Raw genomic sequence first — 13,128 nt, forward strand, 5'->3', positions numbered from 1 at the left:
GTGCTCGCGGGTGCGAACTCAGGCCCGCCTGCGTGTCAGCGCTCGAGGACGGCGTGCACCGGACGGTCGCCGACCCGAGCGCGGCCGGACAGGGCCGGGAGCTCGAGCACGACCGACAGGGCGACGACCCGGGCCCCACAGCTCTCGACCAGCTCGCTCGCGGCGGCGGCCGTGCCGCCCGTGGCGAGGACGTCGTCGACGAGCAGGGCCCGGGTGCCGGGCGCGAGGACCCCGGCGGGCAGCTCGAGGGTCGCCGACCCGTACTCCAGGTCGTACGACCGGGACGCGGCGACCGCGGGGAGCTTGCCGTGCTTGCGCACGGGGACGATCCCGAGGCCGAGCGCCTGCGCGACCGCGGCGCCGAGCAGGAACCCGCGCGCCTCGATCCCGACGACGACGTCGACGCCGGTCGAGGTCACGGGCTCGCTGAGCAGCCGGGTGGTGGCGGCCAGCCCGGCCGCGTCGGCCAGCACCGGGGTGAGGTCCCAGAACCGGATGCCCGGCTCGGGGAAGTCGGGGACCGCCCGCAGCAGCTGCTCGACGGTCCCGCGGTCGGTCGTCGGGCTCACCGGCGACGCTTGCCGCTCGGGCGACCCGACTTGCCCGCCGGACGGGCTCCCGGACGCGGCGCCGACGCCCGACCGTCGGTGACCGGACGCGACGGCGCGCCCGCACCCGCGGCCGCGACGGCGCGGGTGTCGATCACGTCGGTGTTCTCCCCGCGCGGGGCGTCGGTGGTCCCGGCGCGCCGGGCGTTCTTCTCCCGGCGTGCCTGCACCCGCTGCGCCTGCTGGATCCAGACGCGGTCGCGCATCGCGAGGTCGACGACGATCGGCGTCGCGAGGAGCACCGACGACGCCGCACCGACGATGGTGCCGACCAGCTGGACGAGCGCGAGGTCGCCGAGCACACCGACGCCGAGCAGCACGACGCCGACCACGAAGAGCCCGATCAGCGGCAGCGCCGCGATCAACGACGTGTTCAGCGACCGCATCAGGGTCTGGTTGACGGCGAGGTTGGCCGCCTCGGCGTAGGTGCGCCGGGTCAGGCTCTGCAGACCGCGGGTGTTCTCGCGGACCTTGTCGAACACGACCACCGTGTCGTACAGCGAGAACCCGAGGATCGTCAGGAGACCGATGACGGTCGCGGGCGAGACCTCGAACCCGACCAGCGAGTAGACGCCGGCCGTGATGATGATGTCGTTCGCGAGCGCCACCATGGCGGCGAACGCCATCCGCCGCTCGAAGTAGAACGCCAGGTAGACCGACACCAGCACGAGGAACACGACGAGCGCGATCAGCGCCTGCCGCGTGATCTCCCCGCCCCAGCTCGCGCTCACCGCGCTGTCGCTGACCGCGTTCTGGTCGGGGGCCCCGGCCGCGTCCAGGGGCTGGAACGTGTCGAACAGCGCCTGCCGCAGCGCGACGACCTCGGCCTGGGACAGCCGGTCGGACTTGATGATGACCGTCGCGTTGTCGCCGGTCCCGGCGGTCTGCACGGTCTCGGCCGGGCGTCCGACCGACTGGTCGAACACCTGCTGGACCTGGCTGACCTCGGCCACCCCGGTCGCGCCGCGGGCCGGGAACTGCACCGAGGTGCCGCCCTCGAAGTCGATCGAGAAGTTGAACCCGCGCAGGATCATCGAGAGCAGGCAGACGACGACGACGGCGCCGAAGACCGCGTACCAGGTCTTCGAGCGGCCGACGATGTCGAGCCCGCCGTTGCCCTCGTAGAGCGCGTCGAGCCGGCTGCGCCGCACCCGGCGCGCGGCCGGTGCGTCCTCGGCCCGGTCGTCGGAGGCCTCGTCGGCGTCCTCGGCGTCCTCGGCCTCGAGCTCGTCGTCCTCGGGGAGGGCGTCCTCGAACTCCTCGTCCCGGGAGTCACGGGGTTCGCGGGCGTCACGGCCGGAGCGGCCGCCTGCGCGGGTCATCGGGCACCTCCGCGGCCGGAGCCGCTGCGCGTGGTGGAGCGGTTCGATCGGCTGCCGCCGCCGCGGGAGCCGCCCGCGCGGGCCCCGACCCGGGGCGTGGCACCGGGACGAGGACCGGAGCGGCCGGACTGGTTGGCGACCTTGCCGAGGCCCGACCAGGCCGGGCTCGCGAACAGCTTCGAGTTCGAGGCCAGGGCCAGCAGCGGATGCGTGACGAGGAAGACCACGATCAGGTCGAGGATCGTCGACATGCCCAGGGTGAAGGCGAAGCCGCGGACCTGGCCGACGGCGAGGACGTAGAGGACGACGGCGGCGAGGAAGCTCACCGCGTCGCCGGACAGGATCGTGCGGCGGGCGCGGGTCCAGCCGCGGGGCACGGCCGACCGGAAGCTCCGGCCCTCGCGCATCTCGTCCTTGATGCGTTCGAAGAAGATGACGAACGAGTCCGCCGTGATGCCGATCGCCACGATGAAGCCGGCGACGCCCGCGAGGTCGAGGGTGAAGCCGATGCTGCGCCCGAGGAGCACGAGCACCGCGTAGACGATGAGCCCGGACAGGACCAGCGACAGGATCGTCAGCACGCCGAGCGCGCGGTAGTAGAAGAGCGAGTAGACGAACACGAGGATCAGCCCGATGACGCCGGCGATGAGGCCGGCCTCCAACGAGGCGAGCCCGAGCGTCGCGGAGATCGTCTGGGCGTCCGAGGTGTCGAACGACAGCGGGAGCGAGCCGTAGCGCAGCACGTTCGCGAGGTCCTGCGCGGACTGCTGGTTGAAGTTGCCGCTGACCTGCGAGGTGCCCGCCGGCTGGGCCGCCTGGATGACGGGGGCCGAGACGACCTCCGAGTCGAGCACGAAGGCGACGGCCTGGCCGATGTTGGTGCTGGTGTACTGCGCCCAGACGCCCGCGCCCTCGGACTTGAACGTCACGTCGATGACGTAGCCCGCGCCCTGGGGGTTCGGCGCGGAGTTGGCGCCGGCGACCTCGGTGCCCGAGAGGATCGACGGGCCGAGCACGTACTTCGCGGTGCCCTCGCGGTCGCAGGCGACGAGCGGCCGCGACGGGTCGTCGTACCCGCGCAGCGGGTCGTCCGCGGCGCAGTTGAGCGTCTGCAGCGCCCGTGCCTGCACGGCGGGGTCGGTGCTCTGCCGGGTCTCCCGGGCCTGGGTGATCGCCGCGGCGAGCCGCGGGTCCTGGGAGGTGCCGCCTCCGGGCGAGGGGGACGGCGGCGGGGTCGGCTGCTGCGCGGGCAGCTGGACGGCCTGCCCCGCGGGCGCCTGGCCGGGCGTGGCCGCACCGGCCCCTCCGGTCTGGCCGCCCTGGCCCTGCTCACCGGCCTGACCCGGCTGGCCGGGCTGCACCGGCGGAGTGGCCGCGACCGGTCCGTTGACGACGGGGCGGAAGTACAGCCGCGCGGTCTGCCCGAGGCTGCGGGCCTGGTCGCCGGACGTGCCGGGGACCGTGATGACGAGGTTGTTGCCGTTCTGGACGACCTCCGCGCCCGAGACGCCCAGGCCGTTCACGCGCTGCTCGATGATCTGGCGCGCGAGGTTCAGCTGGTCGGGCGTCGGCGCGGCCCCGGTCTCGGTGCGCGCGGTGAGCGTGACCTGCGTGCCGCCCTGCAGGTCGATGCCGAGCTTCGGGGTGGGCCGACCGTCGCCGGTGAGGAACACCAGGCCGTACAGGATCGCCACGATGGCCACGAAGAAGGCCAGGTAGCGCCCGGGCCGGAACCGGACGGTGGGAGGGGCCACGCTGCGAACTCCTGGGTCGGGCGGGATCGAGTCCTCGGGTCGGCCTCGCTGGCGGGCCCGGCGTCGATCACCGACGCCCGGCCCACGGGCGCCGCGGCACCGGGCCGCGGCGGCCCGCGAAGGACCTCACCGCAGGGTAGGACCACCCTCCGACAGCGACCGCACCCGGCCCGTGACGTCCGGCCGGGTGGCATCCGCTAGGGACGGTCTCAGTTGTTGCGCGACTCCTTCGAGCCGGCGGGGACGCCGTTGCCGCTCGGGTCGGCGGCGGGGTCGGCGAACGCCTGGTCGGAGCGGGCGTCGCCCGACCCGGTGGCCGTGGCGGGCGCGGCGGTCCCGAGGGCCGGCTCGTCCTCGACCTCGTCGGCGAGGGCGACCGCGTCGGCGTCGCTCGAGAGCTTCTCGCGCACCGCGGCGCGCAGCCACGTCGTGATGACGTCGGGGGCGATCTCGAGGTCGATGGTGCGCTCGTCGTCGGTGTCGACCACGGTGCCGCTGATCCCGGAGGTCATCAGCACGACGTCGCCGACCGAGATCGAGTTCTGCAGGTCTTCCTGCTGCTGCTGCTGCTTCTTCCGCTGACGGTTCGAGAAGAAGATCATGCCGATCATGAAGATGATCAGCAGGGGGAAGAGGAGGTCCATCTCTCTCCAATGCGGGTACTCGGTGCGGTCGACCCCGAGTCTGCCAGCTCAGCCGAAGAGCGTCGGCGGGCCCTGCTCCTCCGATTCGTCCCGTGCGTCCGGTTCGGGTGGCGTCTCCCCCAGGTGCCGCCACGCCGCCGGGGTGGCGACGCGCCCGCGGGGCGTGCGCGCGAGCATGCCCGCGCGCACCAGGTAGGGCTCGCAGACCTCCTCCACGGTGCCGGGCTCCTCCCCCACCGCGACGGCGAGCGTGGACACCCCGACGGGGCCGCCGCCGAAGGAGCGCACCAGGGCGCCGAGCACGGCCCGGTCGAGCCGGTCGAGGCCCAGCTCGTCGACGTCGTAGACCGCGAGGGCCGCGCGGGCCACGTCGCGGGTGACCCGTCCGTCGGCCCGCACCTCCGCGTAGTCGCGCACGCGACGCAGCAGCCGGTTCGCGATGCGGGGCGTGCCCCTCGACCGCCGGGCGATCTCCCGCCCGCCGTCGGGCTGCAGGTCCACCTCGAGGATCTGGGCGCTGCGGCGCACCACGAGCTCGAGGTCCGACGGCTCGTAGAACTCCATGTGCCCGGTGAAGCCGAAGCGGTCCCGCAACGGCCCGGTCAGCGAGCCCGCGCGGGTGGTCGCGCCGACGAGGGTGAAGGGCGCGACGTCCAGCGGGATGGACGTGGCCCCGGGGCCCTTCCCGACGACGATGTCGACGCGGAAGTCCTCCATGGCGAGGTAGAGCATCTCCTCCGCCGGCCGCGCCATCCGGTGGATCTCGTCGATGAACAGGACGTCGCCCTCGACGAGGTTCGACAGCATCGCCGCGAGGTCACCCGCCCGCTCGAGGGCCGGCCCGCTGGTGATGCGGACGCCGCTGCCGAGCTCGGTGCCGATGATCATCGCGAGGCTCGTCTTGCCCAGCCCGGGCGGGCCGGAGAGCAGCACGTGGTCCGGCGGGCGGCCGCGGCGCATGGCGCCCTGCAGCACGAGGTCGAGCTGTTCGCGGACCCGGGGCTGGCCGATGAACTCGGTGAGCCGCGCGGGGCGCAGGCGGTTCTCCAGGTCCGACTCGCCCACCTCGCGGGTGGCGGCCAGCGCCCGCTCCAGGTCGGCCGAGAGCTCGTCCCCGCTCACCGGTTCGGACCCAGGCGGTGCAGGGCGGCGCGCAGCACCGCGGACGAACCGGCCGACTCGCCGAGCGCCCCGACCGTCTCGTCGACCGCCTTCTCCGCGGGCTTGGCGGCGAACCCGAGGCCGACGAGGGCCTCGACGACCTGGTCGCGCATCGTGCCGGACGCGACCACGGACGCGGTGCCGCCGTCCTCCGCGCCCGTGGGCAGGTCGGCGACCGGGTCGGGCGGCGCGACCTTGTCCCGCAGCTCCACCACGAGCCGCTCGGCGCCCTTGCGGCCGATGCCCGGCACGCTCATCAGCGTCGTCAGGTTCCCGTCGGCAAGGGCCCGGGAGAGCGCCGCCGGGTCGAGCACCGCGAGCGTGGCGAGGGCCAGGCGCGGGCCGACGCCGGTCACGGTCTGCAGCAGGCCGAAGAGCTCCCGCTCGGCGGCGTCGGCGAACCCGAACAGGGTGAGCGAGTCCTCCCGCACGACGAGGGCGGTCTCGAGCCGGGCGCTCTGCCCCCGGCGCAGCCCCGCGAGCGTGGTGGGCGTGGCCTGGACCGCCATCCCGACGCCGCCGACCTCGACCACGGCGTGGTCCAACCCCACCGAGAGGACCTCACCGCGCACCGACGAGATCATCGTCCACCTCTCCCCGCCCACGACCACCGACGAACACCTGTTCGACGCGGGACGCTACCGCGCGGGTCCGACGATCACGGGGGGACCCGCCGGGCCCCCGTCGGGTGACGGAGGTCAGCGACCGGTCCGACCGCGGGTCGCGGCGGCGAGCTTCGCGGCGTGGACCCGGGTGAGCTCGGCCGCCCGGGCCTGCGCCTCGGCCATCCGCGCGGCCATCGGCGCCCGCCAGCAGTGGCAGACCGCGAGGGCGAGGGCGTCGGCGGCGTCGGCGGGGCGCGGCGGGGTGTCGAGGGCGAGGACGCGGGTCACCATCGCGGTCACCTGTGCCTTGTCGGCCCGGCCGGAGCCGGTGACCGCGGCCTTGACCTCCGAGGGCGTGTGGAAGGCGACCGGCAGCCCGGCCCGGCCCGCGACGAGGGCCACCACCCCGCCAGCCTGCGCGGTGCCGATCACCGAGCGCACGTTGTGCTGGCTGAACACCCGCTCCACGGCCACGACGTCGGGCCGGTGCCGGTCGATCCAGCCCTCCACCGCGTCGGCGATGGCGCCCAGCCGGGCGGCCACCTCGTCGTCGGGCGGGGTGCGGACGACGTCGACGGCGATCGCGCGGACCTCGCGTCCGCGCACGCCCTCGACCACTCCGAGGCCGCACCGCGTGAGGCCGGGGTCGACGCCCAGAACCCGCATCCGTCCCCCGTCGCTCGGCACCGCTGTCCCCCGCGCACGCTACCCACCGGCACCCGGCGATCCGGTCGGTGACGCGCCCGGTGCCGTCCGGACGTGGTGAGGTGATCGCCATGAGCAGCTCCGAGGAGGCCCGCCCGCCGTTCCCGCCGTTCGACGCCGACGGTGCCGCGGCGAAGGTGCGCGCCGCCGAGAACGCCTGGAACACGCGCGACGCGGAGAAGGTGTCGCTCGCGTACACCGTCGACACCGTGTGGCGGAACCGCAGCGAGTGGGTGCGCGGGCGGGAGGAGGTCGTGGCGTTCCTGACGCGCAAGTGGGAGCGCGAGCTGGACTACGCCCTGCGGAAGTCGCTGTGGGCGTACAGCGGGAACCGAATCGCAGTCCGCTTCCAGTACGAGTGCCGGGACGCGGACGGGCAGTGGTGGCGCTGCTACGGCAACGAGAACTGGGAGTTCGCCGAGAACGGCCTCATGCGCCGACGCGAGGCGAGCATCGACGATCTGCGCATCGACGAGTCCGACCGCCGCATCCACGGCCCGCGCGCGGAGGGCGACGAGTCCGACATCCCGGTGTGAGGACGGCGCTCACCGCAGCGCCCACGCCGGCACCTCGCGGGCACGCTCGGTGCGCGCCGCCACCGGGCCCGGGTCGGAGTGCCGGAAGGTCACGCTGATCCGGGGCCCGGCGCCGGGCTCCTTCGGCACGGTGTGCTGCCACTCGTGCTGGCAGCGCCCACCCATCACCAGCAGGTCCCCGCCGCAGACCGTGAGCCAGCGGGTGCGCCCGCCGGCCACCAGGGGTCGGAGCCCGAACCGACGCGGCGCCCCCAGCGACACGATCGCCACGACCGGCGCCGGGTGGGTGAACCGCACCCGGTCCCCGTGCCAGGCCACCGAGTCCGTCCCGTCGCGGTAGAAGTTGGCGGACACCCGGTCGAACGCCTCGCCGTAGCGGTCGGCGAGCAGCGGGGCGAGCTCGGCCGACGGTTCCGGGGCGTCGGCGAGCGCCCAGCCGGCCGTGAGCCGCGGCTCCACGATCTCCTGCTCGAACATCCGGCGGCGCCGCTGCCGCCAGGGCACCTCCCGGACCAGTCGGTCGAACCACTCCTCGGCGCCCGGCAACCAGCCCGGGACGACGTCCACCCAGGACCGCGCGTCGAGCCGCGTCCGGTGCGCGCCGGACCACGACACGTCCGCGGACGGTCCCGACGCGAGACCGGGGACGTCGAACAGGGAGGGGGTGAACACCGCCGTCATGCGCTAGAGTCGAACACATGTTCGACCAGGGGGCAAGTCGCGTCACGCCGCGACGCGCAGGGTACGGAGCACGCCATGAGCGCGCGTCACCTCGTCGTCCACGGCACCGTGCAGGGTGTCTTCTTCCGCGCGAGCGCCGAGCAGGAGGCCGGGCGGCTCGGCGTGGCCGGATGGGTCCGCAACCGCTCCGACGGCACGGTGGAGATGGTGGTGGAGGGCGACGACGAGGCGGTCGAGGCCCTGGTCCGCTGGGCGCACGAGGGGCCCGCGCGGGCGGACGTCACGGGCGTGGACGTCTCCGAACACGAGCCCGAGGGCCTCTCCGGGTTCACCCAGCGGTGAGGACCGCGCCGTGAGCACGGAGGTCCGCACCGAGCGCGTCCTCGCCCGGCGCGTGCGGCGCCACTTCCTCGCCGGGGCTCCCGCGCGGGACGCGGTCGCGGTCGCCGGCCGCCTGCTCGGGGTCCAGGCGCAGGTCACCGCAGCTGCCGACCAGGCGGTCGCGGTCCGCGGGCCGGCGGTGACGGCGGTGCGCGACGGGCTCGCCGACGGCTCCCTGGTCCGGACCTGGAGCGTGCGCGGCACCCTCCACGTCCTCGACACCGCCCGGGCACCCGACCTGCTCGCCCTGCTCGCCGCCGCCCGCACCTGGGAGAAGGGGTCGTGGCAGCGGGAGTTCGCCGCCGCCGACGAGGTCGCCCGGCTCGCGGAGCTGGCCGGCGGCCTCCTCGCCGACGGACCGCTCACCCGCGAGGAACTGGTCGCGGGATTCGCCCCGCACGTGTCCGACGGGCTCGCCGACCGCCTGGGCTCGGGTTGGGGCACGGTGCTCAAGCCCCTCGCATGGCAGGGACTGCTCGTGAACGGGCCGCCCCGGGGCCGACGCCCCACCTTCACCGCGCCGCCCTGGACGACGCTGCCCGACCCCGACGCGGCGGCGGCCCGCGTGATCCCGGCCTACCTCGACGTGTACGGCCCCGCGAGCCCGACCGCGTTCGACGACTGGCTGCTGCGCGGCGGCACCCGCCGGCCCACGCTGCGGCGGTGGTTCGCGGACCTGGTCGACGCCGGGACGATCACCCCGGTGGACACGGGCGACGGCGAACCCCGCTACGCCCGCACCGTCGACCTCGACGAGCTCGTCGCCGACGAACCGGCGCCGCCCGACCACCTGCGCTTCCTGCCCGCCTTCGACACGTGGGTGCTCGGACCGGGGACGCGCGCCGCCGACGTGCTCGCCCCCGAGCACCGCGGGCGCGTGAGCCGTGCCGCGGGCTGGATCGCGCCCGTCGTCGTGCGCTCGGGACGGGTGGTCGGCACCTGGTCCGGCCGGGACGTGCACGACGCCGAGCTGTTCGACGGCGGCGCGCTGCCCCCGGACCTCGTCGCCCAGGAGCACGAACGCTGGCGGAGGATCCTCACGGAGACCTCCCCGGTCGGAGAGGGCGGTTCCCCGTGATCGCGTTCGGGTAGCCCGGCGGCCGAGCGGGTCGATCCCGATCCGACGCCCATCACCGGAAGGGGACGCCATGAGCGGCGCCGACAAGGCCGAGAACAAGGGCGAGGAGCTCAAGGGCAAGGTCAAGGAGAGCGCCGGCAGCGCGGTCGGCAACGAGTCCCTCGAGGCCGAGGGCAAGGCCGACCAGAGCAAGAGCAGCATCAAGCAGGCCGGCGAGAAGATCAAGGACGCCTTCAAGTCCTGATCGGCACCACCTCGACGGCGCCCGCGGCCCCGGCCCGGGCGCCGTCGTCGTGTCCGGGGCCCGCTCCCGGCGTCGACCGCGTCGACCGCGTCGACCGCGCCGACCGCGCCGACCGCGCCGACCGCGCCGACCGGGAACTCCACGCCACCCTTTCCCGACACCGACGGCACGCGGCCAGGTCGTTCGCAAGACGACTCCCGGTGGACCAGGCTCCGATCCTCGTAGGTCCGTTCGGGTGACCACGGAGGGCTCCGGTCCGCCCCGACGCGCGCCGCCGCTACGGTCCGTCCGTGCCGACCGCCCCGACGCCCCGCGCCGAGGTCGTCGTCGTGGGAGCCGGCGTCGTCGGCCTGACCACCGCCGCCGTGCTCGCCGGCACCGGGCTCGACGTCGAGGTGTGGAGTGCCGACGACCCGCTGGACACCGCGTCGGCCCGGGCCGCAGGGGTGTGGACGCCGATGTCCCAGGCACCCCTGGCGTCGTCGCTCGCGTGGGCGGAACGGTCGTTGCAGGAGTTCTGCGGGTTGAGCCGCGTCCCGGGCTCGGGCGTCGCCCTCGTCGAGGGCCTCACGCTGACGCCCCACGACACCGGCGGCCACCTGCCGCCGCTCACCCGGCTGTCCCCCGACCTGCGCGACGCGCGTCCCGACGAGCTGCCCGCGGGGTTCCCCGCCGGACTGCGCTACCGCCTCCCGCGCATCGACATGCCGCGCTACGTCCCCTGGCTGGTGGACCGGCTCACCGCGTCCGGCGGCCGGATCCGCCGACACAGGGTGGAGAGCCTCGCGGAACCGCTGGCGAGCGCACCCGTCGTCGTGAACGCCTCCGGCCTGGGCGCCCGGGACCTCGGGCCCGACCCGGCGGTGCGGCCCGTGTTCTCGCAGTACGTGGTGACCGACAACCCGGGACTGACCCGGGTCGTGGTCGACACCACCGACCAGCGCCGCTGGGTCTCGATCATCCCCCACCCCGACCGGGTCCACCTCGGGGGCGTGCGCGTCAGCGGGCGCGACGACGACCGCCCGGACCGGGAACTGGCCTCGGACGTCCTGCGGCGCTGCCGCGAGGTGGAACCGGCCCTCGTCGACGCCCGCGTCCAGCGCGTGGACACGGGGCTGCTGCCGAGCCGCCCGACGATGCGGGTCGAGACCGAGCAGCGGGACGAGGGCCTCGTGGTGCACGCCTACGGGCACGCGAGCGGCGGGGTGACCGTCAGCTGGGGCGTGGCCCACGCGGTCGCGGAGCTGGTCGCGTCCGGTCGGGACAGCTAGAAGGGCCGGCGCCCGAGCCCGACGGCCCGCGGCGGCGGGACCACCTCACCCCGGGCACGCTGCCCGGCCCGGCGCAGCACCTCCACCAGCCGGTCGCCGTTGCGGCGGCCGGTGATCGGGTCGAGGCGGTCGTGCACCAGCGGGTTCGGGTGGGGTGCGCGGGACACGGTCGCGCGCGTGAGCTGCCACGGCAGGCCCGACCGTCGCGCCAGGACATCCCACGCCTTCGCCGCCGGCGCACCGAGCAGGACCACCTCGGCGGGTGGGGTCCCGAGCAGGTCGAGGAACTCCCCGAGGCGCGGCTTCGCCCGCACCACCTCGTCGGTGAGCCGCCGGGGCGGGTGGTGGTTCGGGTTCGCGATCCACCACGGCACGAGGTGCCAGTGCAGGGTCACCTCGTGCTCGAGGCCCGCGCGGTCCGCGGCCCGGTAGAGGTTGGCCGAGACCGCGTCGTTGGCGTACCGGCTGACGAACCCGCTGCCGTCCTCGGCGTCGGCGGCCGGTTCGTGCAGGAGCAGCAGGACCCGCGCGCCGTCGGCGGCCGCGGTGGGGTCGACGTAGGGGATGTTCTCCAGCGTCGTGTCGCGGAGCCGGTCGACCCAGCGGTTGAGCCGTCCCGGGCCGCCGTCGTGCCGGCGCGCCCACCAGTAGGCGTGGCGCTCCGGGTCGAGCTCACGGCTGAACAGCTCGCCCCGCCGGTGCGCGAGCCGGTTCCACAGCACGCGCTCCGGCCGGGCCACCGGCCGTCGCTCGTCCTGCGCCACGCACCCCAGCCTAGGGTACGCCACAATGCGCGGCGTGCTGTTCGCCCGGCGCTTCGCGGAGCCGATCGCGCGCGGGGAGGTCGACCTCACCTTCCGGCGGTGGCGTCGCGCGCAGGTCCGGGCCGGGCACCCGTACCGCACGCCGGTCGGCCGGCTGCACGTCGACGACGTCACCGAGGTCGACCCGGGCTCGGTCACCGACGCCGACGCGGCCCGCGCGGGCTTCCCGACGGCGGGTGCACTGCTCGCCGAGGCCGGGCGCCACGCCGCCGACGACACGCCGCTCTTCCGCATCCGCTTCCACCTGCTCGACGAGCCGGACCCGCGCGCCGAACTGGCGGGGAACCCGCCGTCGGGGCCGGAGGCCGCAGCCGTCGCGGCGCGGCTCGACGCGATGGACCGGCGCAGCACCCACGGACCGTGGACGTGGGCGACGCTCCGGGCGATCGCGCGGGAGCCCGGGCGGCGGGCCCCCGACCTCGCCGCCGGGTTCGGCCGGGAGACCGCGCCGTTCAAGGCCGACGTCCGGAAGCTCACGGCGCTCGGGCTGACCCGGTCGCTGCCCGTCGGCTACGAGCTCTCGCCGCGCGGCCGGGCCGTGCTCGCCGACCGGGAGCCCTGATGGCCGACGACGTGGTGGTCCGGCTGGTCGGGGGGCCCGACCACCCCGGGGAGCTCGACGCCGCCGGGCTGCGGGGCCTGCTGGGCGCGCTGCAGCTGCTCAGCACCCGCGTGGCCCGCCACCTCGTCGACCAGGCGCGCCCGGGACGCAGCGCCGGCGTGGTCGAGCGGTCGGCGCGGGTGCGGGTCGTCGGGCTCGCCGCGGAGGGCACGGCCACCGTGCTGCGGTGCGCGGTCGGCGAGGAGGGCGTCCTGGGCGACGGCCTCGAGCACGAGGTCACCGACGCCGTGTTCGAGCTCGTGCGGGGTCTGTGGAACGAGGTGCCGCCCGGCTGGACGACGCCGCTGCTCGGCGAGGCGTGCGTGGACCTGCTCGACGCCCTGGCGCGGGTCGGGCGCACCGCGACGTTCGGCGGGGCCCGGTTCCGCGCGGTCAGCTTCGCGCCGGGCGCCCTGTCCCGGGACGTCTGGCCGCGGGAGGACGCGCCGCGCCGGTACGGGTCGGCCGCGACCGTGCGCGGCCGGCTGGACCGCGTCGACCTGCGGCGACGAATGCTGCGGGTGCTCGACGAGACCGGCGCCGACGTGGTGGTCGAGAGCGTGCTCGCCGGCCTCGACGTCGACGGCGACCCGTTCGTCGAGGCGGCCCGGCTGATCGGCGCGGAGGTGGTGGTGACCGGCCCGGCGAGCCGGGGGCCCGGCGGGCTGCGGCTGCGCGGCGCGACGGTCCGACGGGCCTGAACCCGCCCGGGA

General features: G+C 75.4%; 16 protein-coding genes. 7 read left to right on the forward strand and 9 right to left on the reverse strand.

Going from position 1 to position 13,128, the window contains the following annotated elements; translation table 11 throughout:
• Nucleotides 1-35 precede the first annotated feature (35 nt).
• The 7 genes from LN037_RS00860 to ruvC form a co-directional block, all read right to left on the reverse strand.
• On the reverse strand, nt 36-569 hold the full coding sequence (locus tag LN037_RS00860) for an adenine phosphoribosyltransferase (RefSeq protein ID WP_230748921.1): 534 nt from the start codon (nt 567-569) through the stop codon (nt 36-38).
• Nucleotides 566-1,930 (reverse strand): protein translocase subunit SecF, encoded by a 1,365-nt coding sequence (gene secF, locus LN037_RS00865; protein ID WP_230748923.1) that lies wholly within the window; start codon nt 1,928-1,930, stop codon nt 566-568. The genes LN037_RS00860 and secF overlap by 4 nt, the downstream gene beginning before the upstream one ends.
• Nucleotides 1,927-3,684 carry a protein translocase subunit SecD gene (gene secD, locus LN037_RS00870; RefSeq protein ID WP_230748925.1) on the reverse strand — a complete coding sequence of 586 codons (1,758 nt, stop codon included), beginning with the start codon at nt 3,682-3,684 and terminating at the stop codon, nt 1,927-1,929. The genes secF and secD overlap by 4 nt, the downstream gene beginning before the upstream one ends.
• Before the next feature lie 209 nt (nt 3,685-3,893).
• Entirely contained in the window at nt 3,894-4,328 is a 435-nt protein-coding gene (gene yajC, locus LN037_RS00875) for a preprotein translocase subunit YajC (protein WP_230748927.1), read from the reverse strand.
• A 48-nt stretch (nt 4,329-4,376) separates the two neighbouring features.
• Nucleotides 4,377-5,450 (reverse strand): Holliday junction branch migration DNA helicase RuvB, encoded by a 1,074-nt coding sequence (gene ruvB / locus LN037_RS00880; RefSeq protein ID WP_230748929.1) that lies wholly within the window; start codon nt 5,448-5,450, stop codon nt 4,377-4,379.
• On the reverse strand, nt 5,447-6,073 hold the full coding sequence (gene ruvA, locus LN037_RS00885; protein ID WP_230748931.1) for a Holliday junction branch migration protein RuvA: 627 nt from the start codon (nt 6,071-6,073) through the stop codon (nt 5,447-5,449). Before ruvA ends, ruvB begins: the two co-directional genes overlap by 4 nt.
• A 114-nt stretch (nt 6,074-6,187) precedes the next feature.
• Complete coding sequence (gene ruvC / locus LN037_RS00890) at nt 6,188-6,760, reverse strand: crossover junction endodeoxyribonuclease RuvC (protein WP_230748932.1); 573 nt, start codon at nt 6,758-6,760, stop codon at nt 6,188-6,190.
• 110 nt (nt 6,761-6,870) lie between these two features.
• Between ruvC and LN037_RS00895 the strand changes: the two genes are divergently transcribed.
• The gene (locus tag LN037_RS00895; protein ID WP_230748934.1) at nt 6,871-7,335 is read left to right on the forward strand and encodes a nuclear transport factor 2 family protein; all 465 of its coding nucleotides are present in this window, start codon (nt 6,871-6,873) and stop codon (nt 7,333-7,335) included.
• A 9-nt stretch (nt 7,336-7,344) separates the two neighbouring features.
• Here the strand turns inward: LN037_RS00895 and LN037_RS00900 are convergent, their stop codons facing one another.
• Nucleotides 7,345-8,016 (reverse strand): alpha-ketoglutarate-dependent dioxygenase AlkB, encoded by a 672-nt coding sequence (locus LN037_RS00900; protein WP_230748935.1) that lies wholly within the window; start codon nt 8,014-8,016, stop codon nt 7,345-7,347.
• Nucleotides 8,017-8,091: 75 nt separating this feature from the next.
• Between LN037_RS00900 and LN037_RS00905 the strand changes: the two genes are divergently transcribed.
• The 4 genes from LN037_RS00905 (at nt 8,092) to LN037_RS00920 (ending at nt 10,990) form a co-directional block, all read left to right on the forward strand.
• Complete coding sequence (locus tag LN037_RS00905) at nt 8,092-8,358, forward strand: acylphosphatase (protein ID WP_230748937.1); 267 nt, start codon at nt 8,092-8,094, stop codon at nt 8,356-8,358.
• A 10-nt stretch (nt 8,359-8,368) separates the two neighbouring features.
• Nucleotides 8,369-9,475, forward strand: a complete 1,107-nt coding sequence (locus tag LN037_RS00910; RefSeq protein WP_230748938.1) for a DNA glycosylase AlkZ-like family protein — start codon at nt 8,369-8,371, stop codon at nt 9,473-9,475.
• Nucleotides 9,476-9,545: 70 nt separating this feature from the next.
• A complete protein-coding gene (locus tag LN037_RS00915) occupies nt 9,546-9,719 on the forward strand; it encodes a CsbD family protein (protein WP_230748940.1) in 174 nt (57 codons plus the stop codon).
• Nucleotides 9,720-10,009: 290 nt separating this feature from the next.
• Nucleotides 10,010-10,990: an FAD-dependent oxidoreductase gene (locus LN037_RS00920; protein ID WP_230748941.1), complete on the forward strand. Its 981-nt coding sequence runs from the start codon at nt 10,010-10,012 to the stop codon at nt 10,988-10,990.
• On the opposite strand, the gene LN037_RS00925 is transcribed toward LN037_RS00920, so the two are convergent.
• A complete protein-coding gene (locus tag LN037_RS00925; protein WP_230748943.1) occupies nt 10,987-11,754 on the reverse strand; it encodes a uracil-DNA glycosylase family protein in 768 nt (255 codons plus the stop codon). The genes LN037_RS00920 and LN037_RS00925 overlap by 4 nt on opposite strands.
• Nucleotides 11,755-11,788: 34 nt before the next feature.
• On the opposite strand from LN037_RS00925, the gene LN037_RS00930 reads away from it, so the two are divergent.
• Complete coding sequence (locus LN037_RS00930; protein ID WP_230748944.1) at nt 11,789-12,376, forward strand: ASCH domain-containing protein; 588 nt, start codon at nt 11,789-11,791, stop codon at nt 12,374-12,376.
• A complete protein-coding gene (locus LN037_RS00935; protein WP_230748946.1) occupies nt 12,376-13,116 on the forward strand; it encodes a hypothetical protein in 741 nt (246 codons plus the stop codon). Before LN037_RS00930 ends, LN037_RS00935 begins: the two co-directional genes overlap by 1 nt.
• The last annotated feature ends 12 nt before the right edge of the window (nt 13,117-13,128 follow it).

Source organism: Actinomycetospora soli, from assembly GCF_021026295.1.
GTDB classification, from domain to species: Bacteria; Actinomycetota; Actinomycetes; order Mycobacteriales; family Pseudonocardiaceae; genus Actinomycetospora; species Actinomycetospora soli.

What these genes read in the sequence shown, in the direction of transcription:
- yajC (WP_230748927.1), bottom strand. Translation starts at nt 4,328, where the DNA reads ATGGACCTCCTCTTCCCCCTGCTGATCATCTTCATGATCGGCATGATC.
- LN037_RS00935 (WP_230748946.1), top strand. Translation starts at nt 12,376, where the DNA reads ATGGCCGACGACGTGGTGGTCCGGCTGGTCGGGGGGCCCGACCACCCC.
- LN037_RS00915 (WP_230748940.1), top strand. Translation starts at nt 9,546, where the DNA reads ATGAGCGGCGCCGACAAGGCCGAGAACAAGGGCGAGGAGCTCAAGGGC.
- LN037_RS00905 (WP_230748937.1), top strand. Translation starts at nt 8,092, where the DNA reads ATGAGCGCGCGTCACCTCGTCGTCCACGGCACCGTGCAGGGTGTCTTC.
- ruvC (WP_230748932.1), bottom strand. Translation starts at nt 6,760, where the DNA reads ATGCGGGTTCTGGGCGTCGACCCCGGCCTCACGCGGTGCGGCCTCGGA.
- LN037_RS00900 (WP_230748935.1), bottom strand. Translation starts at nt 8,016, where the DNA reads ATGACGGCGGTGTTCACCCCCTCCCTGTTCGACGTCCCCGGTCTCGCG.
- LN037_RS00895 (WP_230748934.1), top strand. Translation starts at nt 6,871, where the DNA reads ATGAGCAGCTCCGAGGAGGCCCGCCCGCCGTTCCCGCCGTTCGACGCC.
- ruvA (WP_230748931.1), bottom strand. Translation starts at nt 6,073, where the DNA reads ATGATCTCGTCGGTGCGCGGTGAGGTCCTCTCGGTGGGGTTGGACCAC.
- secF (WP_230748923.1), bottom strand. Translation starts at nt 1,930, where the DNA reads ATGACCCGCGCAGGCGGCCGCTCCGGCCGTGACGCCCGCGAACCCCGT.